This is a genomic window from Variovorax paradoxus, from assembly GCF_040544635.1.
Taxonomy (GTDB): domain Bacteria; phylum Pseudomonadota; class Gammaproteobacteria; order Burkholderiales; family Burkholderiaceae_C; genus Variovorax; species Variovorax paradoxus_R.
In genome coordinates this window covers 60,010-81,880 of the sequence record NZ_JBEPKJ010000020.1, presented here as the reverse complement: position 1 = coordinate 81,880, position 21,871 = coordinate 60,010, and the positions used below count along the sequence as shown (strand labels likewise).

Annotated in this window: 31 protein-coding genes and 1 pseudogene; 27 read left to right on the top strand and 5 right to left on the bottom strand. The window is 65.4% G+C overall.

Features of this window, described 5'->3' with window-relative positions; all coding sequences use genetic code 11:
- The 15 genes and pseudogenes from ABIC94_RS26480 to ABIC94_RS26410 all read left to right on the top strand — a co-directional run.
- Positions 1 to 92, top strand: a pseudogene (locus ABIC94_RS26480) (elongation factor Tu); the annotation flags it as partial.
- A 21-nt stretch (positions 93 to 113) separates the two neighbouring features.
- Positions 114 to 428, top strand: a complete 315-nt coding sequence (rpsJ, locus tag ABIC94_RS26475; protein ID WP_007838118.1) for a 30S ribosomal protein S10 — start codon at positions 114 to 116, stop codon at positions 426 to 428.
- A gap of 311 nt (positions 429 to 739) precedes the next feature.
- Entirely contained in the window at positions 740 to 2,191 is a 1,452-nt protein-coding gene (locus ABIC94_RS26470; protein ID WP_354376010.1) for a hypothetical protein, read from the top strand.
- A 14-nt stretch (positions 2,192 to 2,205) separates the two neighbouring features.
- Complete coding sequence (locus ABIC94_RS26465) at positions 2,206 to 2,751, top strand: hypothetical protein (protein WP_354376009.1); 546 nt, start codon at positions 2,206 to 2,208, stop codon at positions 2,749 to 2,751.
- A gap of 242 nt (positions 2,752 to 2,993) precedes the next feature.
- Positions 2,994 to 3,674 carry a 50S ribosomal protein L3 gene (gene rplC, locus ABIC94_RS26460; RefSeq protein ID WP_354376008.1) on the top strand — a complete coding sequence of 227 codons (681 nt, stop codon included), beginning with the start codon at positions 2,994 to 2,996 and terminating at the stop codon, positions 3,672 to 3,674.
- On the top strand, positions 3,674 to 4,294 hold the full coding sequence (gene rplD, locus ABIC94_RS26455; protein WP_013543942.1) for a 50S ribosomal protein L4: 621 nt from the start codon (positions 3,674 to 3,676) through the stop codon (positions 4,292 to 4,294). Before rplC ends, rplD begins: the two co-directional genes overlap by 1 nt.
- Positions 4,291 to 4,626: a 50S ribosomal protein L23 gene (gene rplW, locus ABIC94_RS26450; protein WP_007838129.1), complete on the top strand. Its 336-nt coding sequence runs from the start codon at positions 4,291 to 4,293 to the stop codon at positions 4,624 to 4,626. Before rplD ends, rplW begins: the two co-directional genes overlap by 4 nt.
- Before the next feature lie 2 nt (positions 4,627 to 4,628).
- Positions 4,629 to 5,453, top strand: coding sequence for a 50S ribosomal protein L2 (gene rplB / locus ABIC94_RS26445; protein ID WP_015867666.1), 825 nt, complete (start codon positions 4,629 to 4,631; stop codon positions 5,451 to 5,453).
- A 10-nt stretch (positions 5,454 to 5,463) separates the two neighbouring features.
- Complete coding sequence (rpsS, locus tag ABIC94_RS26440) at positions 5,464 to 5,742, top strand: 30S ribosomal protein S19 (RefSeq protein WP_007838132.1); 279 nt, start codon at positions 5,464 to 5,466, stop codon at positions 5,740 to 5,742.
- A 9-nt stretch (positions 5,743 to 5,751) separates the two neighbouring features.
- The gene (gene rplV / locus ABIC94_RS26435; RefSeq protein WP_007838134.1) at positions 5,752 to 6,084 is read left to right on the top strand and encodes a 50S ribosomal protein L22; all 333 of its coding nucleotides are present in this window, start codon (positions 5,752 to 5,754) and stop codon (positions 6,082 to 6,084) included.
- 17 nt (positions 6,085 to 6,101) lie between these two features.
- Positions 6,102 to 7,028: a 30S ribosomal protein S3 gene (gene rpsC, locus ABIC94_RS26430; RefSeq protein WP_028259872.1), complete on the top strand. Its 927-nt coding sequence runs from the start codon at positions 6,102 to 6,104 to the stop codon at positions 7,026 to 7,028.
- A gap of 28 nt (positions 7,029 to 7,056) precedes the next feature.
- On the top strand, positions 7,057 to 7,473 hold the full coding sequence (rplP, locus tag ABIC94_RS26425) for a 50S ribosomal protein L16 (protein ID WP_093017293.1): 417 nt from the start codon (positions 7,057 to 7,059) through the stop codon (positions 7,471 to 7,473).
- A 13-nt stretch (positions 7,474 to 7,486) separates the two neighbouring features.
- Positions 7,487 to 7,738: a 50S ribosomal protein L29 gene (gene rpmC, locus ABIC94_RS26420; protein WP_354376007.1), complete on the top strand. Its 252-nt coding sequence runs from the start codon at positions 7,487 to 7,489 to the stop codon at positions 7,736 to 7,738.
- A 9-nt stretch (positions 7,739 to 7,747) separates the two neighbouring features.
- A complete protein-coding gene (gene rpsQ, locus ABIC94_RS26415; protein WP_015867662.1) occupies positions 7,748 to 8,017 on the top strand; it encodes a 30S ribosomal protein S17 in 270 nt (89 codons plus the stop codon).
- 94 nt (positions 8,018 to 8,111) lie between these two features.
- Positions 8,112 to 8,618, top strand: coding sequence for a peroxiredoxin (locus ABIC94_RS26410; RefSeq protein ID WP_319439815.1), 507 nt, complete (start codon positions 8,112 to 8,114; stop codon positions 8,616 to 8,618).
- A gap of 7 nt (positions 8,619 to 8,625) precedes the next feature.
- Here the strand turns inward: ABIC94_RS26410 and ABIC94_RS26405 are convergent, their stop codons facing one another.
- Together ABIC94_RS26405 and ABIC94_RS26400 are read right to left on the bottom strand one after the other, a co-directional pair.
- On the bottom strand, positions 8,626 to 9,213 hold the full coding sequence (locus tag ABIC94_RS26405; RefSeq protein ID WP_354376006.1) for a GNAT family N-acetyltransferase: 588 nt from the start codon (positions 9,211 to 9,213) through the stop codon (positions 8,626 to 8,628).
- Entirely contained in the window at positions 9,210 to 9,923 is a 714-nt protein-coding gene (locus tag ABIC94_RS26400; RefSeq protein ID WP_354376005.1) for a cytochrome b/b6 domain-containing protein, read from the bottom strand. Before ABIC94_RS26400 ends, ABIC94_RS26405 begins: the two co-directional genes overlap by 4 nt.
- Before the next feature lie 157 nt (positions 9,924 to 10,080).
- Here ABIC94_RS26400 and ABIC94_RS26395 point away from each other — a divergent pair, with 157 nt between their 5' ends.
- On the top strand, positions 10,081 to 10,527 hold the full coding sequence (locus tag ABIC94_RS26395) for a c-type cytochrome (RefSeq protein WP_354376004.1): 447 nt from the start codon (positions 10,081 to 10,083) through the stop codon (positions 10,525 to 10,527).
- An 81-nt stretch (positions 10,528 to 10,608) separates the two neighbouring features.
- Here ABIC94_RS26395 and ABIC94_RS26390 read toward each other — a convergent pair whose 3' ends face one another.
- On the bottom strand, positions 10,609 to 11,106 hold the full coding sequence (locus tag ABIC94_RS26390; RefSeq protein ID WP_354376003.1) for a TlpA disulfide reductase family protein: 498 nt from the start codon (positions 11,104 to 11,106) through the stop codon (positions 10,609 to 10,611).
- Positions 11,107 to 11,196: 90 nt separating this feature from the next.
- Between ABIC94_RS26390 and ABIC94_RS26385 the strand changes: the two genes are divergently transcribed.
- The 11 genes from ABIC94_RS26385 to ABIC94_RS26335 all read left to right on the top strand — a co-directional run bounded on the left by ABIC94_RS26385 (position 11,197) and on the right by ABIC94_RS26335 (position 20,562).
- Positions 11,197 to 11,742: a hypothetical protein gene (locus tag ABIC94_RS26385; protein WP_354376002.1), complete on the top strand. Its 546-nt coding sequence runs from the start codon at positions 11,197 to 11,199 to the stop codon at positions 11,740 to 11,742.
- 14 nt (positions 11,743 to 11,756) lie between these two features.
- Positions 11,757 to 13,040 carry an MFS transporter gene (locus ABIC94_RS26380; RefSeq protein ID WP_354376015.1) on the top strand — a complete coding sequence of 428 codons (1,284 nt, stop codon included), beginning with the start codon at positions 11,757 to 11,759 and terminating at the stop codon, positions 13,038 to 13,040.
- Entirely contained in the window at positions 13,037 to 13,492 is a 456-nt protein-coding gene (locus ABIC94_RS26375) for a PTS sugar transporter subunit IIA (protein ID WP_021012782.1), read from the top strand. Before ABIC94_RS26380 ends, ABIC94_RS26375 begins: the two co-directional genes overlap by 4 nt.
- Positions 13,461 to 13,730, top strand: coding sequence for an HPr family phosphocarrier protein (locus ABIC94_RS26370; RefSeq protein WP_258502687.1), 270 nt, complete (start codon positions 13,461 to 13,463; stop codon positions 13,728 to 13,730). Before ABIC94_RS26375 ends, ABIC94_RS26370 begins: the two co-directional genes overlap by 32 nt.
- 103 nt (positions 13,731 to 13,833) lie before the next feature.
- Positions 13,834 to 15,630: a phosphoenolpyruvate--protein phosphotransferase gene (ptsP, locus tag ABIC94_RS26365; protein ID WP_354376001.1), complete on the top strand. Its 1,797-nt coding sequence runs from the start codon at positions 13,834 to 13,836 to the stop codon at positions 15,628 to 15,630.
- Between the two features lie 214 nt (positions 15,631 to 15,844).
- Complete coding sequence (locus tag ABIC94_RS26360; protein WP_354376000.1) at positions 15,845 to 16,216, top strand: DUF4148 domain-containing protein; 372 nt, start codon at positions 15,845 to 15,847, stop codon at positions 16,214 to 16,216.
- Positions 16,217 to 16,258: 42 nt separating this feature from the next.
- Entirely contained in the window at positions 16,259 to 16,726 is a 468-nt protein-coding gene (locus ABIC94_RS26355; protein ID WP_354375999.1) for a Spy/CpxP family protein refolding chaperone, read from the top strand.
- The gene (locus ABIC94_RS26350) at positions 16,719 to 17,213 is read left to right on the top strand and encodes a DUF4260 domain-containing protein (protein ID WP_354375998.1); all 495 of its coding nucleotides are present in this window, start codon (positions 16,719 to 16,721) and stop codon (positions 17,211 to 17,213) included. The genes ABIC94_RS26355 and ABIC94_RS26350 overlap by 8 nt, the downstream gene beginning before the upstream one ends.
- A gap of 112 nt (positions 17,214 to 17,325) precedes the next feature.
- Entirely contained in the window at positions 17,326 to 18,024 is a 699-nt protein-coding gene (locus ABIC94_RS26345; RefSeq protein ID WP_354376014.1) for a response regulator transcription factor, read from the top strand.
- A gap of 38 nt (positions 18,025 to 18,062) precedes the next feature.
- Complete coding sequence (locus ABIC94_RS26340) at positions 18,063 to 19,415, top strand: HAMP domain-containing sensor histidine kinase (protein ID WP_436318107.1); 1,353 nt, start codon at positions 18,063 to 18,065, stop codon at positions 19,413 to 19,415.
- Positions 19,416 to 19,518: 103 nt separating this feature from the next.
- On the top strand, positions 19,519 to 20,562 hold the full coding sequence (locus ABIC94_RS26335; RefSeq protein ID WP_354375996.1) for an NADP-dependent oxidoreductase: 1,044 nt from the start codon (positions 19,519 to 19,521) through the stop codon (positions 20,560 to 20,562).
- A gap of 7 nt (positions 20,563 to 20,569) precedes the next feature.
- Here the strand turns inward: ABIC94_RS26335 and ABIC94_RS26330 are convergent, their stop codons facing one another.
- Positions 20,570 to 20,893 (bottom strand): hypothetical protein, encoded by a 324-nt coding sequence (locus ABIC94_RS26330; RefSeq protein WP_354375995.1) that lies wholly within the window; start codon positions 20,891 to 20,893, stop codon positions 20,570 to 20,572.
- Between the two features lie 75 nt (positions 20,894 to 20,968).
- Positions 20,969 to 21,820: a DMT family transporter gene (locus tag ABIC94_RS26325; protein ID WP_354375994.1), complete on the bottom strand. Its 852-nt coding sequence runs from the start codon at positions 21,818 to 21,820 to the stop codon at positions 20,969 to 20,971.
- Positions 21,821 to 21,871: the final 51 nt, after the last annotated feature.

Below are 21,871 nucleotides of genomic sequence, written 5' to 3'. Positions count from 1 at the left end.
CGATCGCGATGGAAGAAGGCCTGCGCTTCGCCATCCGCGAAGGCGGCCGCACCGTGGGTTCGGGCGTCGTGGCAAAGATCCTCGACATCTAAGCCGGACGCAAAGGAATCATCATGGCTACCAAGCAAAAAATCCGCATCCGCCTGAAGGCGTTCGACTACAAGCTGATCGACCAGTCGGCAGCTGAAATCGTTGATACCGCCAAGCGCACCGGCGCGATCGTCAAGGGCCCCGTGCCCCTGCCGACCCGCATGAAGCGTTTCGACATCCTGCGTTCGCCGCACGTCAACAAGACGTCGCGCGACCAGCTCGAGATCCGCACGCACCAGCGCCTGATGGACATCGTCGACCCGACCGACAAGACCGTGGACGCGCTGATGAAGCTCGACCTGCCGGCCGGCGTGGACGTCGAAATCAAGCTGCAATAAGCATTGCGGCCTCGCGCCGCATCTTGTGACAAAGCCCGCTGCAGAAATGCAGGCGGGCTTTGTTTTTTGTCGCACGGATGTGGCATCCTCGCCGAGGCGGCCGCCTTCATCGGTCGAGGCATTGGTCGGCTGAAACGGGGCAGCGCAGCATGAGACACGGCAACTCTTTTGTATCGGGCGTGATGGCGTGTATCGCAGCGGCAGCCTTGCTGGTTGGCTGCGGCGGTGGTGGAGGCGGAGGCGGAGGCGGAGGCGGCGGCGGCGGCGGTGGCCTTCCTTTCTTGCCTGTAACTCCTCCGTCGGGGAGTTCGGTGACGCTGAGCGGCACGGCCACCTATGAATCGGTGCCGAATCCGAACGGCACCCTGGTTTATGCCAGCTCCGCATCGAAGCCTGTGCGCGGCGCCGTGGTGGAAGTGATCGATGGGTCGACTTCCGCGCAACTGGCGACGGCGACCACCGACGACAACGGCGCCTATTCGGTGTCCGTTCCCGCCAACACGGCGATTGCGGTGCGCGTCAAGGCTCAGTTGGCGCGCAGCGGCCAGGGCGCGAGCTGGGATGTGACGGTGCGTGACAACACCCGTTCCAGCGCGCTTTATGCCATGCAAAGCGCTGCGTTCTCGTCGGGCGCGGTTGCGCTGGTGCGCGATCTCCATGCGCCTTCGGGTTGGGGCGGCTCGAGCTACACCGAGGATCGGGTGGCGGCGCCTTTCGCCATTCTGGATACGGTCTATACCGCCATCCAGAAGGTGGTGTCGGTGGCGCCGGCCACGGCGTTTCCGGCATTGCGCGTATTCTGGAGCCCCAACAATGCGCCGTCCGTCGGCAGCATTGCGGCTGGGCAGATCGGCACCACGTTCTTCGTCAGCAGAAGCAGCGGCCGTGAAATCTATGTGCTGGGCAAGGAAGACGTGGACACCGACGAATACGACGCCTCGGTTGTTGCGCACGAATGGGGCCACTACTACCAGTCCGCCTTCAGCCGCGACGATTCGACGGGCGGTGAGCACAGGCAGAGCCAGCTTGTCGATCGCCGGCTTGCCTTCTCCGAAGGCTGGGGCAACGCCTGGTCGGGCATCGCGCTCGGGCGTCGGAACTATGTCGATTCGGGTGGCGCGCAGCAGTCGTCCGCGCAGTTCAGCATCAATATCGATCTTTCCGTGGGCCCGGCAACCACGCCCGGCTGGTACCGCGAGGCTTCGATCCAGTCGATCTTCTGGAATCTCAACCAGCAAATCGGTTTCAAGCCCATACATGACGCTCTGACCAGTCCTCAGTTCAGGGGCGGCGCTGCGGTCACGTCGATTCATCCGTTCTCAGCCGCTTTCAATGCCGCCGCGCCGGGCAGCGCTCCTGCTCTGGCGACCTTGCTCGCCGGGCAAACCATCAATGCAACGGACAACGATCCGTTCGGCGGAGCAGAAGCGAACGACGGCGGAATTCCGATCACGATTCCGATGTACAGGCCCGCGACGGTGGGCGGTGGGCCGATCCAGGCTTGCGTCTCCAATTCCGCCGGTGCTGACAACAAGCACGGCAGCTTTTCTTACCTTCGCTTCACCGCGCCCGCCAGCCGCAGTTACCAGATCGTCGTAGACGGCGGACCGGCAGGAGCAAGCCCAGACTTCGATATCTATAGAGGCGGATTGATTGCCCGAACAGGCAACGCGGTCGGCCTGTCGGCCGGCGAGCACGTTCTTGCGATGACAGACCTCAACAACTCCGGGGCGCAGACATGCTTCAACGTCTCCATCCAGTAGAAGGAAAGGCCGCCATGAACATCCGCTCGAATTCGCTGATGGCCGTTGCCTGCCTCGCGCTGGCGACGTTGTCGGCACCGGCTGCGGCAGACGGCGAGCCCGCTTCGCGCAATGCCAGGCAACCGGCATCGCAGCGCCATGCCGCCGCGCCTGCACCCATGACGACGGCTCCGCAGAAGCCCGGTGGCGCCGGCGTCAAGCTTCAATACCGCCTGGACGCCACACCGCAGTTGGGTCGGGCCACACCCATCGTGCTGCAATTCGAAGGCGTATCCGAGGCCGACGGCGCCACGGTCCGCCTGAGTGCCGACAGCGGGCTGACCCTCCAGGGCAGCAATACGCTGACGCTGCCCGCGGGCAAGCGAACCACGGCCACGGTTGTCGTGGTGAGCGAGACCGAGGGCCTGGCTTACCTCAATGTGTTCATCAACCAGGGGGGCGCCTCGAGTGCGATTTCGATCCCCGTCCAGACCGGCACGGCCGCGCCGGCCCTGAAATCCACCGGCGAAATGAAATCCACGCCGGGCGGCGACAGCATCATCACGATGCCCGTCAAATAGGCGAAAAGCGGGCAAAAAGGGGCGGAAACAGCCCTCGGAGCCCGCCCGCAATGCTGCTTGCACAGCGCCCGCATAGCGGGCTATAATCGCTGGCTCTGCCCTAGTTGCGTCTATATGGCGCTGCGAGTGCGGAGATTTATCAACCTTCTTTCGCGAGCCGGGAAGCCTTCGGGCGATCGGCTAAACGCTGTTGCCAATTGAAGTGACAGCGGCGAAAGAGGATCCATTTTTGGAGAAAACAAATGAGTCTGAGCAACTCCCTCGGGTTGCTGGGCCGCAAGGTGGGGATGATGCGTCTCTTCACCGATGACGGGGACGCAGTTCCTGTCACGGTGGTGGATGTGTCCAACAACCGTGTGACCCAGATCAAGTCGCAAGAGACCGACGGCTACGTCGCGCTGCAAGTGACGTTCGGTTCGCGCAAGGCATCGCGCGTGACCAAGCCCCAAGCCGGCCACCTCGCCAAGGCGGGTGTCGAAGCTGGTGAAATCATCCGCGAATTCCGCGTGACCGCCGATACCGCAGGTCAGCACAAGGCTGGCGGCGTCATCGCCGCGAGCAGCGTGTTCTCGGTGGGCCAGAAGGTCGACGTGCAAGGCACCTCGATCGGCAAGGGCTTCGCCGGCACCATCAAGCGCCACAACATGAGCTCGCAACGCGCGTCGCACGGTAACAGCCGTTCGCACAACGTTCCCGGCTCGATCGGCATGGCACAAGACCCCGGTCGCGTGTTCCCCGGCAAGCGCATGACGGGCCACCTCGGCGACGTCACCAAGACCACGCAGAACCTCGATGTGTATCGCATCGACGAAGCGCGTCAACTGTTGCTCATCAAGGGCGCGATCCCGGGCGCAAAGGGTGGCTTCGTCACCGTGCGTCCCGCCATCAAGGCCAAGCCGCAAGCGGCTGAAGGAGCGAAGTAATGCAACTCGAACTCCTGAATGAACAAGGCCAGGCCGCGTCGAAGTACGACGCCCCCGAGACCGTGTTCGGCCGTGACTACAACGAAGACCTGGTTCACCAGATCGTCGTTGCATTCCAGGCCAACGCCCGCCAAGGCACGCGCGCCCAGAAGGACCGCGAGCAGGTCAAGCACTCGACCAAGAAGCCTTTCAAGCAAAAGGGAACGGGCCGCGCCCGTGCCGGTATGACGTCCTCGCCGCTGTGGCGCGGGGGTGGCCGGATTTTCCCGAACATGCCTGACGAAAACTTCTCGCAGAAGATCAACAAGAAGATGTACCGCGCCGGCATGGCCGCCATCTTCTCGCAGCTCGCTCGCGAAGGCCGTCTGGCCGTGGTGGATTCGCTGACCGTGGATTCGCCCAAGACGAAGCCGCTGGCAGCCCGTTTCAAGGCAATGAATCTCGAGTCCGTGCTCGTGATCGCCGAAGAAGTCGACGAAAACCTGTACCTTGCCTCGCGCAATCTGGTCAACATCCTCGTGGTCGAACCCCGTTACGCCGATCCGGTGTCGCTGGTTCACTACAAGAAGGTGCTGGTCACCAAGGGTGCCGTCGACAAGCTCAAGGAGATGTTCGCATGAGCCGCGTGAACCCTACCGCCGCTGAACGTACGTTCGAAGAAGGCCGCCTGATGGCGGTGCTGGTCGCCCCGATCGTGTCCGAAAAGGCCACGATGGTCGGCGAGAAGTCGAACGCTGTCACTTTCAAGGTGCTGCAAGATGCCACCAAGCCCGAGATCAAGGCCGCTGTCGAACTGATGTTCAAGGTCGAAGTCCAGGGCGTGTCGGTGCTCAACACCAAGGGCAAGACCAAGCGCTTTGGCAAGTCCATCGGCCGCCGCGACAACGTTCGCAAGGCCTATGTGACCCTGAAGCCCGGTCAAGAGCTCAACCTCGTCGGGGAAGGCGCTTAATCATGGCCGTCATCAAGATGAAACCCACTTCGCCGGGCCAACGCGGCGCGGTGAAGATTTCGCGGGACCACCTGTTCAAGGGTGCTCCTCATGCGCCTTTGCTGGAACCCCAGTTCCAGAAGGCCGGCCGCAACAACAACGGCCACATCACGATCCGTCATCGTGGCGGCGGTGCCAAGCACCACTACCGCGTTGTCGACTTCGTGCGCAACAAGGACGGCATCCCGGCCAAGGTCGAACGCATCGAATACGACCCGAACCGCACCGCCCACATTGCCCTGGTCTGCTACGCCGACGGCGAGCGCCGCTACATCATCGCCCCGCGCGGTCTTGAAGCCGGTGCAACGCTGCTGAGCGGTTCGGAAGCCCCGATCCGCGCTGGCAACACGCTGCCGATCCGCAACATTCCGGTCGGCTCGACGATCCACTGCATCGAACTGCAACCCGGCAAGGGCGCGCAGATCGCGCGTTCGGCCGGCACGTCGGCCACGCTGCTGGCTCGCGAAGGCGTCTACGCCCAGGTCCGCATGCGTTCGGGTGAGGTGCGCCGCATCCACATCGAATGCCGCGCAACCATCGGTGAAGTCGCGAACGAAGAACACAGCCTGCGCCAACTCGGCAAGGCCGGTGTGAAGCGTCACATGGGTATTCGCCCGACCGTTCGCGGTGTGGTGATGAACCCGGTCGACCACCCGCACGGTGGTGGCGAAGGCAAGACCGGCGAAGGCCGCCATCCTGTCGACCCGTGGGGCAACCTGACCAAGGGCTACCGTACCCGTAACAACAAGCGCACGCAGGTCTTCATCGTGTCGCGCCGCAAGAAGTAAGGGATAGCAAATGACTCGCTCTCTCAAAAAGGGTCCGTTTGTTGACCATCACCTCGTGGCCAAGGCCGACAAGGCTGTGACGACGAAGGACAAGAAGCCGATCAAGACCTGGTCGCGCCGCTCGATGGTTCTGCCCGAGTTCATCGGTCTGACCATTGCCGTGCACAACGGCAAGCAGCACGTGCCTGTCTACATTACCGACCAGATGGTCGGCCACAAGCTCGGCGAATTTGCGCTCACGCGCACGTTCAAGGGGCACCCCGCGGACAAGAAAGTCCAGAAGAAGTAAGGAACGACCATGTCTGAAACACGTGCAGTCCTCCGCGGTGTCCGCCTCTCGGTCGACAAGGGCCGTCTGGTCGCTGACCTGATCCGCGGCAAGAAGGTTGATCAAGCGCTCAACGTTCTGCAATTCACGCAGAAAAAGGCCGCTGTGATCATCAAGAAGGTGCTCGAGTCGGCAATTGCCAACGCCGAGCACAACGATGGCGCCGATATCGACGAACTGAAGGTCAAGACCATCTACGTCGAACAGGGCGCAACGCTCAAGCGCTTCACGGCGCGAGCCAAGGGTCGCGGTAACCGCATCAGCAAGCCCACGTGCCATGTGTACGTGACGGTTGGCAACTAAGAACGCCTGGAAGAAATATGGGACAGAAAATCCATCCGACCGGCTTCCGCCTTGCGGTTACCCGTAACTGGTCCAGCCGCTGGTACGCAAGCGACCGCGATTTCGCGGGCATGCTGGCCGAAGACATCAAGGTCCGCGAATACCTGAAGAAGAAGCTGAAGAACGCTTCGGTTTCGCGCGTCATGATCGAGCGTCCCGCCAAGAACGCACGCATCACGATCTACTCGGCTCGTCCGGGCGTCGTGATCGGCAAGAAGGGCGAAGACATCGAGAACCTCAAGCGCGAACTGGGCAAGCAGCTCGGCGTGCCGGTGGCAGTGAACATCGAAGAAGTGCGCAAGCCTGAAATCGATGCCCAGCTGATCGCCGACAGCATCACGCAGCAGCTCGAAAAGCGGATCATGTTCCGCCGCGCCATGAAGCGCGCCATGCAAAACGCCATGCGTCTGGGTGCCCAAGGCATCAAGATCATGTCGGCTGGCCGCCTGAACGGTATCGAAATCGCTCGTACCGAGTGGTATCGCGAAGGTCGCGTGCCCCTCCACACGCTGCGCGCCGACATCGACTACGGCACCTCGGAAGCCAAGACCACCTACGGCGTCATCGGCGTCAAGGTCTGGGTCTACAAGGGCGACACGCTGGGTCGTAACGACCTGCCGGCCGTCGAAACGCCGCGTCCCGACGAAGAGCGTCGTCCGCGTGGTCCGCGCCGTGATGGCCGCCCAGGTGGCGACCGTCCGGGTTCGGACCGTCGTGGTCCCGGCCCGCGCGCCGGTGCCCGTGGCCCGATCGGTGGCAACACCGCCCCGGCCGATGGCAGCGACAAGCCCGCAGAAGCTACTGGTGCCGCTCCCGCAGCACCGGGTGCAGACTCGAAACCCGCCGTTAAGCGCGTCCGCAAAGCCGCGCCAGCTGCAGCAGCTGACGGTGCCAAGACCGAATAATCGGTCTTAGAACTACGGAGTATTAAAAATGCTGCAACCTGCACGCAGAAAGTTCCGCAAGGAACAAAAGGGCCGCAACACCGGCATCGCAACCCGGGGTAGCTCGGTTGCCTTCGGTGACTTCGGTCTCAAATGCACCGATCGCGGCCGCCTCACGGCGCGCCAGATCGAAGCCGCTCGCCGCGCGATTTCGCGTCACGTGAAGCGCGGTGGCCGTATCTGGATCCGCGTGTTCCCGGACAAGCCAATCTCTACCAAGCCCGCCGAAGTGCGGATGGGTAACGGTAAGGGCAACCCCGAGTACTACGTCGCTGAAATCCAGCCTGGCAAGATCGTGTTCGAGATCGTCGGCGTGCCCGAAGAACTCGCCCGCGAAGCGTTCCGCCTGGCCGCCGCCAAGCTTCCGCTGCGTACGACGTTCGTCGCTCGCCAGCTCGGCGCCTGAGAGGAGAACATCCATGGCAACACGTAAGAAAAAAGAAACCGTGGCTCCGGCCAAGGTAACCAAGGCTGCAACCCTGCGCACGAAGGACGTCGCAGGCCTGCAAGCCGAAGTCAAGGACCTGCAAAAGGCCCATTTCGGTCTGCGCATGCAGAAAGCCACGCAACAGCTGTCGAACACCTCGACGCTGCGCGTGACGCGCCGCGACATCGCGCGCGCCAAGACCATTCTTGCTCAGAAGCAGCAAGAAACCCAAGCCGCCAAGTAAGGAGTGAACATGACGGAAGCTAAAAAATCCCTCAAGCGCACCTTGATCGGCAAGGTGGTCAGCGACAAGCGTGCCAAGACCGTGACCGTGCTGGTCGAGCGCCGTGTGAAGCACGAGCTCTACGGCAAGATCGTGGCCAAGACGAGCAAGTACCACGCCCATGACGAAAAGGGCGAGTACAAGCTGGGCGACACCATCGAGATCACGGAAAGCCGTCCGATTTCGAAGACCAAGAACTGGGTCGTGACCCGTCTGGTCGAGAAGGCCGTGCTGGTCTGATCACTGGTCGATCGACCTTGGGAGGCCTCTCGAAGGCAACCCATCCGGAAACGGCCCACAATGTGGGCCGTTTTTCTTTTTCAGGAGCACTTACATGATCAAAGTCGGCGACACCCTTCCTTCGGCAACCCTGCAGGAATATTCCGAGGTCGAAGGCGAAGGTTGCAGCATCGGCCCGAACCCGGTGGACGTGAGCAAGGCCACGGCCGGCAAGACCATTGCGCTGTTCGCGCTGCCGGGCGCCTTCACGCCCACCTGCTCGGCCAAGCACGTGCCCGGCTATGTGCAGCACTTCGACGACTTCAAGGCTGCCGGCGTGGACGAGATCTGGTGCGTGAGCGTGAACGACGCCTTCGTGATGGGCGCCTGGGCGCGCGACCAGAAGACCGGCACCAAGGTGCGCATGCTGGCCGACGGCAGCGCCGATTTCGCCAAGGCCACGGGCCTCACGCTCGACCTGACCGGCCGCGGCATGGGCCTGCGCAGCAACCGCTATTCGATGCTCGTGAAAGACGGCAAGGTGGCAACGCTCAACGTCGAGGCACCGGGCAAGTTCGAAGTCAGCAACGCCGAAACGCTGCTGGCGCAAGCCCGCGGTTAAGGGCCGGCTAAAGATCCGCCTTGAGGTAGTGCGCGCCCGCAATCGGGTTGTGATAGTAGGGCGGCACTTCCTCGAAGCCCAGGTCTTCATAGAGAGCGCGCGCCGATTCCATGTCGTCCAGCGTGTCGAGTAGCACGCAGGCATAGCCCGCGCCGCGCGCGGCATCGAGAATGGCTTCGGCGAGTTGCCGGCCGACGCCCAGCCCGCGAAAGCCGGGCCGTACGAACAGGCGCTTCATCTCCGCGGCATTGGCGTAGTCGGTGTTGTCGAGTGGGCGCAGGGCGCAGCAGCCCGCCACATGCGCCAGCGTTCCATCGGAACGCAAGAGAGTCGGCGCCTGTTGTCCGGCGGCCTCCTTGATATGGGCCGGATTGACCAGGGCGAGCAGCAGTGCGCCGCGCGGTTCCGCGTAGTCGCCCGGAAGCGTGGCAACTTCGTCTTCGAAGTTCTGGAAGCACAGGTCGATGTTCAGCGAGGCGGCATAGTCGCGAAAAATCGCGCCTGCCGCATCGAGTTCATGGGCTTCATCCGGCGTCAGAAGCACGACGGCCGGCGTGTCGGCCAGCGGCAAGGGGCGTGAAACGGAAAAGCTCATACGCGCAACGATGCAATCCAGTACGCCGCGCCCGCGCACACCGCGAACAGGACCAGCGCGAGCCCCCGCGAGGCGGCGTCGTCGCGGCTCGGGGCGACCTGGCTGCGGGCCGAGGCGATCAGCTTGTCGCCCGAAACCATGGGCCGCACCAGGCGATGCCGCTTGACCAGCACATAGAAGAGCACCGCCAGCACGTGCAGGCTCACCAGGGCGATGACGATCGTTTTCCCTTGCGCCTTGTGCCAGCCCGTGGCCAGGCTCACCACCTCGCCGGAAACGAAACGCGTGAGCGGCCCCGCAGCGGAAATTTCGTCGTCCGCCACCAAGCCCGTTGCAACCTGCACTGCCAGTACCGTGAGCACGGCGAATACCGACAGGGCGCCCAGCGGCGTGTGGCCGATCACATGATCGGGATGGGCCCGCCCGCGCAGATACGCAACGACGGAGCCCGGGCCATAGAAGAACGAGGCAAAGCGCGACCAGCGTCCGCCCACGAAGCCCCACAGCAGGCGGAACAGCAGCAGGGCGAGCACCGTGTAGCCCAGACGGAAGTGCCACTCCATGATGCCGGCGAGGCCGGTGGCGATCAGGCCCACGACGGTGGCGCTCAATGCCCAGTGGAAAACGCGCGTCGGCAGATCCCAGATGCGCGCTCGGACAGGGGCGTCGGACGCTGCGGCCTGCAAGGCGGCCACGGAGGTGTCGGTCATCGAAGAGGCAAAGTGCGCAAAAAATTGCGGAAGGCGCAGATTAGCAAAGTCCGGGCTGCCGCATGCATCGGGTTGTTGCTATGCCGGCTGCCATGCTGCCCCTACACTCGGCGCGGCGCCGCTTTCGACGGTGCCGAACCAACAATAAGGACCCCCGATGATTCGACTTGCTTCGTTCGCCCTGGCCGCTGCCTGCGCTGCGGTTTCCCTGCCGGCTGCGGCCCAGTTTGCCAAGCCCGATGACGCCATCAAGTATCGCCAGAGCGCGCTGTTCGTGATGGGCCAGCATTTCAGCCGCATCGGCGCCATGGCCAACGGACGCGTTCCCTACGACGCCGCAGTTGCTGCCGCCAATGCCGACATCGTGGCCGAAATGGCCAAACTGCCCTGGGCCGGTTTCGGCGCCGGCGCCGAGGGCGGCAAGAGCAAGCCCGAGGTCTGGAAAGAAACCGCCAAGTTCAAGGAGCACCAGGACAAGATGGTGGCCGAGACCGGAAAGCTGGCGGTTGCCGCCAAGGCGGGCAGCATCGATGCGCTCAAGGCCCAGTTCGGCACCACAGCCGGAAGCTGCAAGGCTTGCCACGACAGCTTCCGCAACCAGTAAATCGTCGCGGAAAAGCAAAAGGCGCTCCATCGAGCGTCTTTTCTTCCTTCGGGATACCAGCCCCCGGGGGCGCGCCAGGGTTCAAGCCTCGGCGAGCAGTTTCTCGATCAGCTTGTGAAGTTCTGCGAAATCGGGTTCGCCCACATAGCGCTTCACAATCTCGCCCTTCTTGTTGACCAGGTAGGTGGTGGGCGTGAGCTTCACGTCGCCCCAGGCCTGCGCCACGCTGCCGGTGTTGTCGATGGCCACCTTGAACGGCAGTTTGCGCGTTTCGGCAAAGTTGACGACGTAGCTCGGCGGGTCGTAGCTCATGGCCACCGCCAGCGTGTCGTAGCCCTTCGACTTGTACTTGTCGTAGGTCGCGATGACCTTCGGCATTTCGGCCACGCAGGTCACGCAGCTCGTGGCCCAGAAGTTGACCAGGGTGACCTTGCCTTTCAGGTCGTCGGTGCTCTTCTTGCTGCCGTCGAGCAGCACGAAGGTCGATGCCGGTGCCGCCGTGGCGCCGGAGCCGAAGTACACGCCCACGCCGGCGGCCAGAACAAGGGCGGCTGCGGCGACGGCGATGTATTTTTTCATGGCAACTGAAAGAGAGGGGCGGCGCGATTTTAGTTCCGCCAGCCAGATCGCGCTGGGCATGCCCTCGAGCGGCTCGATAATCCCTTTCTGATGCTGTCGTCCGTTTCCCGCTCCAGGCCTGCGCTGTTCGCAGCCACCGCCGCCGTTGCGCTTGCCGCCTGCAGCCCGACCTTCAACTGGCGCGAGGCACCGATTGCCGATGCCGGCCTGATCGCCTTGCTTCCCTGCAAGCCCGATCGTGCCAACCGCGCTCTGCCGCTCGGAGCCGAGTCCGTGCAAGTCGACATGGCCGGCTGCGAGGCCGGCGGCGCAACCTTCGCCATCGCCCATGCGTCCGCCGCCAGCCCCGAACAGGCCGAGACCTGGCTCAACGCGTGGCGTGCTGCCACGCGCAGCCAACTGGGCAATGCGCAAATGACGGAAGCCCCTGCAACGCTGAAACGTGCCACCGCGGCGCCCGCGCCGGTGCGGCTCGATGCGCAGCCACCGCAACAGGGCGCCGCGCCCGTCCAGGTCCTCTGGTTTGCCCAGTCGCAAAAAGACGGACGTGTCTCGCTCTACCAGGCCACGGTGCTCGGCCGGCCCTCGGCCCCCGAGGCGGCGAAAACCTTCTTCGACGGCCTGCGTCTTCCGTGAACGCCGCGAATCCCATGAGCGGCGGCTTGCTCGCCGGGCGGCGGCGGATTGCCACCGTTTTCCTGGCCTTTGCCGTCGCCTACTTTTTCTCGACGCTGGTGCGAGCCATCACGGCCACGCTCTCGCCAACGCTCACGGCCGAGTTCGAACTCGAGTCGCGCGACCTCGGCTTGCTGGCCGGCGGCTACTTCCTGGGTTTCGCGTTCACGCAGTTGCCCATGGGCACCTGGCTCGACCGCCACGGGCCGAAGCGCGTGATCGTCTGCTTTCTGTCCGTCGCAGTCATCGGCTGCCTGCTGTTTTCCGTGGCAACGAATTTCCCGGTGTTGCTGGCCGCGCGCGTGTTGACCGGTGTCGGCGTGAGCGCCTGCCTGATGGCGCCGCTCACCGGCTACCGGCGCTGGTTGACGCCGCCGATGCAGCTGCGCAGCAACTCGTGGATGCTGATGGTGGGCTCCTTCGGCCTCGTCGGCGCCACCCTGCCGGTGCAGTGGCTGATGCCGCTCCTGGGCTGGCGGCCGCTGTTCTGGCTGTTGGCCGCGGGGGTGCTGGTGTCGATGGCGCTGATCGCCTGGGCGGCGCCTGCGTGGCGTGACGGCAGCGCGGCGGATACCAGGGAAGAGATGCACAGAGAGCGCGATCGGGAAGGGCGTGATCAAGATGAGCGCGGCTACGCTGCCGTATGGCGCGACCCCTTCTTTCGCAAGCTTGCGCCCGTCGGATTCTTCAACTACGGCGGCTTCGTCGCCATGCAGACGCTCTGGGTCGTGCCGTGGCTCACGCGCGTGGCGGGCTACACGCCGCAGGAAGCAGCCGGCGCCTTGTTCTGGATCAGCATCGCGCTGCTTGCGACCTACTGGCTCTGGGGCGTGACCAATCCGAAGCTCGCGCATCGCGGCATTCGAGCGACCCTGCTTCTGAGCTGGGGCATGCCTCTGGCGATGCTCGTGCTTGCTCTTATTTTGATAGCTGGCCCCGCGGCGGGAACCGTCGCCTGGATTTGTTTTCTGTGTGCTTCCACGGTGGTCACACTGGCCCAGCCCGCCGTGGCCCTGGCCTTGCCGCCCGCCCTCGCGGGTCGCGCGCTGTCGGCTTACAACCTCGTGGTTTTTGCAGGTGTATTCGTCGTGCAGTGGGGCATCGGCTTGCTGATCGACCTGTTCGCCCGCGCCGGGCTCGACACCGTGGCGTCGTTCCGCGCGGCATTGGCCGTTTTCCTGGCCTGCTGCGTTATGTCGTATACCTACTTCCTTTGGGCGCCCCCGCATAATCGGCGCGTAGTCCCCCGACCCGCATGAACAGCATTCTCATCATCGCCCATTCACCGTTCGCGCAGGCGCTGCGGCGATGCGCGCTGCATGTGTTCCCCGATTGCGAGCAGGCCGTGGTCGCACTCGACGTGCTGCCCAACGTGTCGCCCGAAGAAACGCTGGCCGCCGCCCGCATCACGCTTGCGCAGCAGCTCAATGCGCCGCGCTCGCAGGTGCTGGTGCTGGCCGACGTGTTCGGCGCAACCCCCTGCAACGTGGCCCAGAAGCTGGTGGACGGCGTCCGCTCGCGGCTGGTGGCGGGCGTCAACCTGCCGATGCTGCTGCGGGCGGTGACCTACCGCCACGAGCCGCTCGAAACGCTGGTGCAGCGCGCCATCGCGGGCGGCACGGCCGGTGTCATGCAGGTGGCTGTGGCCGCACCCCAGAATCAGGCGAAGAGAAAGCACAGTGATCAAGAAATCCGTGACCATCAGCAATAAGCTGGGCTTGCATGCGCGCGCATCGGCCAAGCTCACCAAACTCGCAGGCAGCTTTCCTTGCGAGGTGTGGCTCTCGCGCGGCGACCGCCGCATCAATGCCAAGAGCATCATGGGCGTCATGATGCTTGCCGCCGGGCTCGGCTCCACCGTCGAGCTCGAAACCAACGGCCAGCAGGAGGAAGAGGCGATGGACGCCATCGTCCAGTTGATGAACGACAAGTTCGGCGAAGGCGAATGAATGTGGCCCCCACGCTCCGCACTGCGTGTCGTCGCTGCCCCCCCGGGGGGCTCGGCCGCCTTGGGGCTGCCCGGCGGCGGCCGGTAACCTTCGGCCAGCTCCCATGACCTTCGCAGTCCACGGCCTTCCCGTCGCCCGTGGCATTGCCATTGGCCGCGCGGTGCTGGTGGTGTCAAGCCGCATCGACGTGGCCCACTACTTCATCAAGCCCGAAGAGATCGAGACCGAGATCGATCGTGTTCGCACGGCGCGCAATGCCGTGGCCGATGAACTCGCCAAGCTGCAGACCAGCGTCGCGCAGATGGGCCCCAACGATGCGCCGCACGAGCTCGCTGCACTGCTCGAAGTGCACCAGATGCTGCTGCAGGACGAGGCGCTCACCGGCGGCGTGAAGCACTGGATCACCGATCGGCTCTACAACGCCGAGTGGGCGCTGACCACGCAACTCGAAATCATCGCGCGCCAGTTCGACGAGATGGAGGACGAGTACCTGCGCGAGCGCAAGGCCGACCTCGAGCAGGTGGTCGAGCGGTTGCTGCATCGCATGAAGGGCACGGCCGCGGTGCTTGCGCCGAGCCCGCCGCGCCGCAAGCGCCATGCCACCGAGGACGATGACGACCTCACCGCGGGCGACGCCATCGACGCGCCGCTGGTGCTGATTGCGCACGACCTTTCACCGGCCGACATGCTCCAGTTCAAGAAGAGCGTGTTCGCCGGCTTCGTGACCGATGTGGGCGGGCGCACCTCGCACACCGCCATCGTCGCGCGCAGCATGGACATTCCGGCCGTGGTGGGCGCGCGCACGGCGAGCCAGCTGGTGCGCCAGGACGACTGGGTGATCATCGACGGCGATGCCGGCGTGGTCATCGTCGACCCTTCGCCCATCATCCTGGCCGAGTACGGCTTCAAGCAGCGCCAGGGCGACCTCGAGCGCGGCCGGCTTGCGCGCCTGCGTCACAAGCCCGCGGTCACGCTCGACGGCCAGCGCGTCGAACTGCTCGCCAACATCGAGATGCCCGAAGACACCGTCGGTGCCGTCAAGGCCGGCGCCGTGGGTGTGGGCCTGTTCCGCAGCGAATTCCTCTTCATGGGCCGCGAATCGTCCGCGCGCCAGACGCGCCTGCCCGACGAAGAAGAGCAGTACCAGGCCTACAAGCGCGCGGTCGAGGGCATGCAGGGCATGCCGGTCACCATTCGCACCATCGATGTGGGCGCAGACAAGCCCATCGACGGCAAGGCGGCCAGCAAGCAGGAGCACCTGAACCCCGCGCTCGGCCTGCGTGCCATTCGATGGAGCCTGGCCGATCCGGCGATGTTCCTCACGCAATTGCGCGCCATTCTGCGAGCGGCGGCACACGGCGAAATCCACCTGCTGATTCCCATGCTCGCGCACGCCAGCGAGATTCGCCAGACGCTCTCGCTGATCGACTTTGCACGCACGGAACTCGACAACCGCGGCGCCGTGTACGGCCCGGTGAAGCTGGGCGCGATGATCGAAATTCCAGCCGCCGCGCTCACGCTCAAGACCTTCCTGAAGTACTTCGACTTCCTGTCGATCGGCACCAACGACCTGATCCAGTACACGCTGGCCATCGACCGCGCCGACGAGGCCGTGGCCCATCTTTACGACCCCGCCCACCCCGCGGTGTTGAAGCTCGTGGCCGACACGATTGCCGAATGCCGCCGCCAGGGCAAGGGCGTGGCCGTGTGCGGCGAAATGGCCGGCGACGTGGCCTTCACGCGGCTGCTGCTCGGCCTTGGGTTGCGCAGCTTCTCGATGCATCCCTCGCGCATCCTCGCCGTCAAGCAGGAAGTGCTGCGCGCCGACACCGGCAAGCTCGAAGCCTGGGCGAAGAGCGTGCTCGAGTCGGACGACCCGGCCGCCGCCCTGGCCGGCTAAAAGAGCTCGCGGTTCTTTTCCAGAAACACCGAGGAACCGGCTTTGCCGGGCCTCTGGTGTTGCCCCCGGTAGGGGGAGGGAGGAGCGACACGAAGTGCGCGGAGCCTGGGGGCGAGCGAAACATAACGAAACACGCCGAAACCAGGGCGAAAGGACTTGTCGCGCCGCGGCAAGCACCATCAGGTCTCCTCTTCCACAACTGAAAGGCCTGAACATGAACTCTCTCTCCCTGACCCAAATCGTCGCCGTCGGCTCCTTCGCCCTGCTCGCCGCAGCCGGCGCCAAGGCTGAAACCTACGAAGGCGTCCAGCCGCTCTCCTCGGCAAAAAGCCGTGCCGAAGTCAACGCCGAAGCCGTGCGCACGGCTTCCGCACCGGACCAGAACGTCGTGCGCGGCTCGCGCGGCGCCGAGACCATGGCCGTGTCGAGAGACCGCGCCGGCGTCGTCTTCGAAGCCATGCGCACCGCCGCCGCACCCGATCAGAACGTGACCTCGGGCTCCCGCGTGAACAGCAAGGTTATCTCGACCCTGCAGAACCCTGTCGATGCACGTGCCTCAGCGGCCGGCAACAGCAACAAGCTTTAAGACTCTCGCCCGCAGGGCATCCCTGGGGCCGTAAGGAACATCATGAAACACTGGATCAAACGCACTCTCTTCGGTTTCGCCGGCCTTGCGGTGGTGGCGGGCAGCATTGCCGGCTGCGGCGGCCATCGGCACGGCTGGGGCGGCGGTGACAGCGCCGAGTTCCGCACCAAGATGGTCGAGCGTGTCGGCAGCAAGCTGGAACTCGACGCTTCGCAAAAGCAGAAGCTCACCGTGCTGGCGGAGAAACTGCAGGCACAGCGCGAAGCCATGCGCGGCGCAGGCGGCGCGGGCGATCCACGTTCGCAGTTCAAGGCGCTGTTCGCGGGCAACAAGCTCGACCAGGCCGGCGCCACGCGGCTCGTCGACGAGAAGACCACCGCCGTGCGCAACGGCAGCCCGGAAATCATCGCAGCCGCCGCCGATTTCTTCGACAGCCTGAACGTCGCGCAGCAGCAGAAGGTGCGCGACTTCATGGATCGCGGCGGCCGGCGCTGGGGCCATCGTGGCTGAACTCGACTCGCCTCCAGGCTTCGCGCACTTCGTGTCGCTTCGTCGGCCCTCTTTGAGAGGGCAGCACCTGTGGGCCGGCGAAGCCGGTTCCACGGAGTCTCGCGACCAGGCCGTCGCCGGCGGTGTGCGCTTGCTGCTGCGCGCGGAAGGCGTCGTGGTGCTTGCCGCGGCGCTGGCGGCCTATGCGCAGTTCGGCGCGGGTTGGGGCGTGTTCGCACTGTGGCTGCTCGCGCCCGATCTCGCGCTGCTCGGCTACCTCGCGGGCGCGCGCGTGGGCGCGGCGCTCTACAACGCGGCGCATTCGTACGCCGGTGCCGTTGCACTGCTTGTGCTCGGCGTGCTCGCTGCGATGCCATGGGCGGTGGCTGGCGGCTTGATCTGGTGCGCGCACATCGGTCTCGATCGGGCGCTCGGCTACGGGCTCAAGTACGGCACGGGCTTCGGCGCCACGCACCTGGGCCGCATCGGCCGGGCCGATCCGTGGTGAGGGACGCACGATGGCGCGCACCACCGCGGCAGGCAATGAAAACCACGATGGCGGTGCAATGCCGGCAGGCCTGATCGTCAGCCAACTGTTCGCCAGGAGGCACAATCCCGCCATGCCGCGCATCCTGCTGATCGACGACGACGAACACCTCGCCGCGCCGCTGACCACCTATTTCGCCCGCTTCGGCTGCACGCTCGAGAGCGCTGTGCGCCCGAGCGAAGGGCTCGCCATGCTGCGCGCCGGCCAGTACGACGCGGCCATTCTCGACGTGATGCTGCCCGAGATGGACGGCTTTGCGCTGTGCCGCGAGATCCGCAAGGAGAGCGATATTCCCATCGTGATGCTTACCGCGCGCGGCGAGGTGATGGACCGCGTGGTCGGCTTGGAGCTCGGCGCCGACGACTACGTGCCCAAGCCCTTCGAGCCGCGCGAACTGGTGGCGCGCGTGCAGACCATCCTGCGGCGCCAGCGCAGCACGCCGGTTGCCGCGAACGGCAACGGTACGCAGCTGCGCGTGTTCGACGGCCTGTCGATCGACCTCGACCGGCGCCAGGTGCTGCGCCACGGCGAGCGCGTGGAGCTCACCGGCACCGAATTCGAATTGCTCGCGCTGCTCGCGGCCGAGCCCGGCAAGGTCTTCAGCCGCGACGACATCCTGAACCGCCTGCGCGGCCACGAAGCCGAGCTCTACACCCGCGCAGTCGACATCGTGGTGAGCCGCTTGCGCAAGAAGCTCGAGCCGCTGGACTGCATCAAGACGCTGCGCAACGCCGGTTACGCGCTGGCCGTTGCGCGCAGCGAGCCCGCATGAAATTTCGCCGGGGGGGCTACCGCAAGGCGTGGCGCGAAATGGCCTGCCGCCGCGCGGAACTGCGCAGGCAGTGGCATGAACAGTGGCACGAGAAGGTGCAGGGCAAGCGCCGCTGGCGCCGCTCGCTGCGCATCCGGCTGGTGATGATGTTCGTGTTGCTGGCGGTGGTCATGGCCGTGGTGTTCATGGGCGGCATGAAGAAGTCTTTTTCCACCGGCTGGGCCGAGGCCGCGAAGCCGATGCTGGTGGACTACGCCGACCGGCTCGTCGCCGAGATCGGCACGCCGCCCGACATTGCACGCGCGCAGGCGCTGGTGGCCCGGCTGCCCATCACCATCCGTATCGTGGGCCCCCAAGTCAACTGGGACTCCAACCCCGGTGGCATCAACGGCCGCGGCGGTTGGATGCACGACCGCGACGAGGAGCCGTGGAACGACAAGTGGTTCATTCGCCCCACGGCCGACGGCCACCGCGTGATCTTCGGCTGGGCGCCCAAGCTCTGGAAGCTCGCGCCGCGTGCCGCGGGTTGGGCCACGCTCGGCGCGCTTCTGCTGCTCGTGGTGCTGGGATATGCCTATGTGAGCCGCCTGCTGCGGCCGCTGATCGACATCCGCGAAGGCGCGCAGCGCTTCGGCCGCGGCGAGTTCACGCAGCCCATTCCCGTTCGCCGCAACGACGACCTCGGCGATCTTGCGGAGCGGATCAACACCATGGCCGACGACATCCAGGCCATGCTCGATGCCAAGCGCGGCCTCTTGCTCGCGCTGAGCCACGAGCTGCGCTCGCCGCTCACGCGTGCCCGGCTCAACGCCGAGCTGCTGCCCGCCACGCCCGAGGGCGCAACCGAACGCGAGGCGCTGCTGCGCGACCTGAACGAGATGCGCGACCTGATCAGCGACCTGCTCGAAAGCGAGCGCCTCGCAAGCCCGCATGTGGCACTGCAGCGCGAGCCGGTCGACCTGGCCGTGCTGGTGCGCGATATCGTGGCCGAAATGCAAGGCGCGCAGAACGTGCACCTCGATCTGGCGGAGGGTCTGCCGCCGCATGCGATCGACCGCATGCGCTTTCGCCTGCTGGTGCGCAACCTGCTGGACAACGCCTTGCGCTACAGCACCGGGGCGCCCCGGCCGCCGTCTGTGTCGCTGCGGGCCGTGGTGGACGGCAAGGTCCAGGGCATCGAGTTCGAGGTGCGGGACTACGGGCCCGGCGTCGACGAGGCGCAGGTCGACCGGCTGACCGAACCCTTCTACCGCACCGACGGCGCGCGGGCGCGCGCCACGGGCGGCGTCGGCCTCGGCATGTACCTGTGCCGGCTGATTGCCGAGGCGCACGGCGGCACGTTGACGGTGCGCAACGCGAATCCCGGCCTGCAGATCGTCGTCCGGATCTAGGCTCGCTCGCGGTACTTTTCGCTGTCGCCTGCGCTACCAGCAGGTGCGAGGTGCGGAGCTACGATTCGCCTCCGTGCCAGCGCCCGTCAATCAAGGAGACACCATGAGCAGTTCACTCGCCAACCACCAGGTCCGCCTCGCCAAACGCCCCGAAGGCACGGCCACCCGCGAGAACTGGAAGTTCACCACCGAACCCGTCGGCGAGCCGGCCGAGGGCGGCGTGCTGGTCAAGACGCTGTCGCTTTCGCTCGACCCCGCCATGCGCGGCTGGCTCAACGATGCCAAGAGCTACATTGCGCCCGTGGCCATCGACGAGGTGATGCGCGCCGGCGGCGTCGGCCGCGTCATTGCCTCGAAGAACCCGCAGTTCGCGGTGGGCGACGCGGTCTACGGCACGCTCGGCGTGCAGGAATACATCCTGATTCCGCAGGACCAGATCAAGCGCAACGGCCTCGTGAAGATCGATCTGAATGTCGGCACCATCGGCCAGTGGCTCAACGTGCTCGGCATGCCCGGCATGACCGGTTATTTCGGCCTGATGGACGTGGGCCAGCCCCAGCCCGGCGAAACCGTGGTCGTCTCCGGCGCGGCCGGCGCCGTGGGGCAGACGGTGGGCCAGTTGGCCAAGCTCAAGGGTTGCCGGGTCGTCGGCATTGCCGGCGGCGCTGCCAAGTGCGACTGGGTGGTGAAGGAGCTGGGCTTCGACGCCTGCATCGACTACAAGGCCGGTGCCGGAGCCGTGCGCGACGGGCTCAAGGCGCATTGCCCGAAGGGCGTGGACATCTACTTCGACAACGTCGGCGGCGAAATTCTCGACGCGGTGCTGGCGCGGCTCGCGCGCAAGGCCCGCGTGATCATCTGCGGCGCCATCAGCCAGTACAACAACGCCAACAGCATGCCGGGCGCCGGCCCCAGGAACTACCTGAGCCTGCTGGTGAACCGGGCGCGCATGGAAGGCATCGTGGTGTTCGACTACGCAGACCGGTACCACATCGCCATTGCCGAGATGGCTGGCTACCTGAAGGACGGGCGCATGAAGAGCAAGGAGGACGTCGTGAAGGGCCTCGACACCTTCCCCGAGTCTCTCAACAAGCTGTTCGCCGGGGAGAACTTCGGCAAGCTGATCCTGCAGGTGGTCGAAGACTGACGCCGGCTCAGGGCTCGCTCGGGCGCATCGGGATGTCGCCCATTGCGTCGTCCTCGCGCAGGCCGCGGGCGGCCTTCAGGGTTTCGATCGACAGGCCGTCGCCGTGGCCTGCGAAGCCCTTGGCGACGCCCTCCAGCACCGTCGACAGGTCCGCTTCGCCGTCGGCGCGGGCGTCCAGGCTGATGTTCAGCACCCGCGCGGCCATCTGCCGGTAAGTGATGGCGCCGGCGCCCTCGAGCGCGGCCACCAGGTCGAGGTACAGCGCCAGGTTCAGGTCGAACACCAGCTTGGGCGTGATCTCGAAGTCCTCGCTTTTGTTCTTGTTATCCATGGGTTGGCTCCTTTTTTCCGAAGCCTCCACTCTAGCCAGAAAAAAAGCGCCGGTGTCGTCGGACACGGACGCGATTCAGCGGGCGCGTGTGCCCATGACGGCGGCCGAGATGATCAGCCCCGCGGCGAGCGCGATGCTCCAGGTGAGCGGACGGCCGGTCACGGCCAGCAGCAGTGCGGTGGAACCCAGCGGCGTGATGTAGCTCAGGATGCCGATCTGCCGCGCATCTCCGCGCTTGAGCGCCATGTCCCAGACGAAGAAGGCCGCGCCGAGAGGCCCCAGGCCGCACAGCGCGACCAGCAGCCAATCTTTCGCGGACAGTAACGCCGAGGGCTCGATCAGCGCATGGCAGGCCAGCGACAACACGCCCGAAACCAGGCCGAACAAGCCGATGGCCGAGGTCGGAAACGCCGCCACGCGCTTCGTCCAGAGCGAATAGCTCGCCCAGATGAACGCCGAGCCCAGCGCCGGCAGGAAGCCCCAGTACCCGGCCGAGGTGCCCAGTGTGGGAGCGGCGCCTTCACGGGCGCCGAGAATCGCGATGGCGGCACCTGCGAAGCCCAGCAATGCGGCAACCAGATGCAGCGGCCGCAATGACACGCCCGGCAGCAGCGCCGGCGCCAGCACCACCATGAAGAGCGGCCACAGGTAATTGACCAGGTTGGCCTCGATCGGCGGGGCATGCCGCAGCGCGATGAACAGCAGGAAGTGAAAGCCGAACAGGCCGTAGATGCCCAGCGCCAGCGTGCGCGGCGGTACTTTCCATGCACCACGGTCGCGCAGCACGAGCGGCCAGCTCGGAATGCTGCCGATGATCAGAGCAAGGCCTGTCAACAGGAAGGGCGGCAGGTGCGAAAGCGCCGTGCCCAGCGAGGCGAGCGTGGCCCATAGCGCGATGGCGGCCAGGGCGAGAAGCGTGGGAGACATCGCTGCGAGCTTAAGCGGCGCAGTCGTCGCGCAGCGCCGGTGAATCGTCGC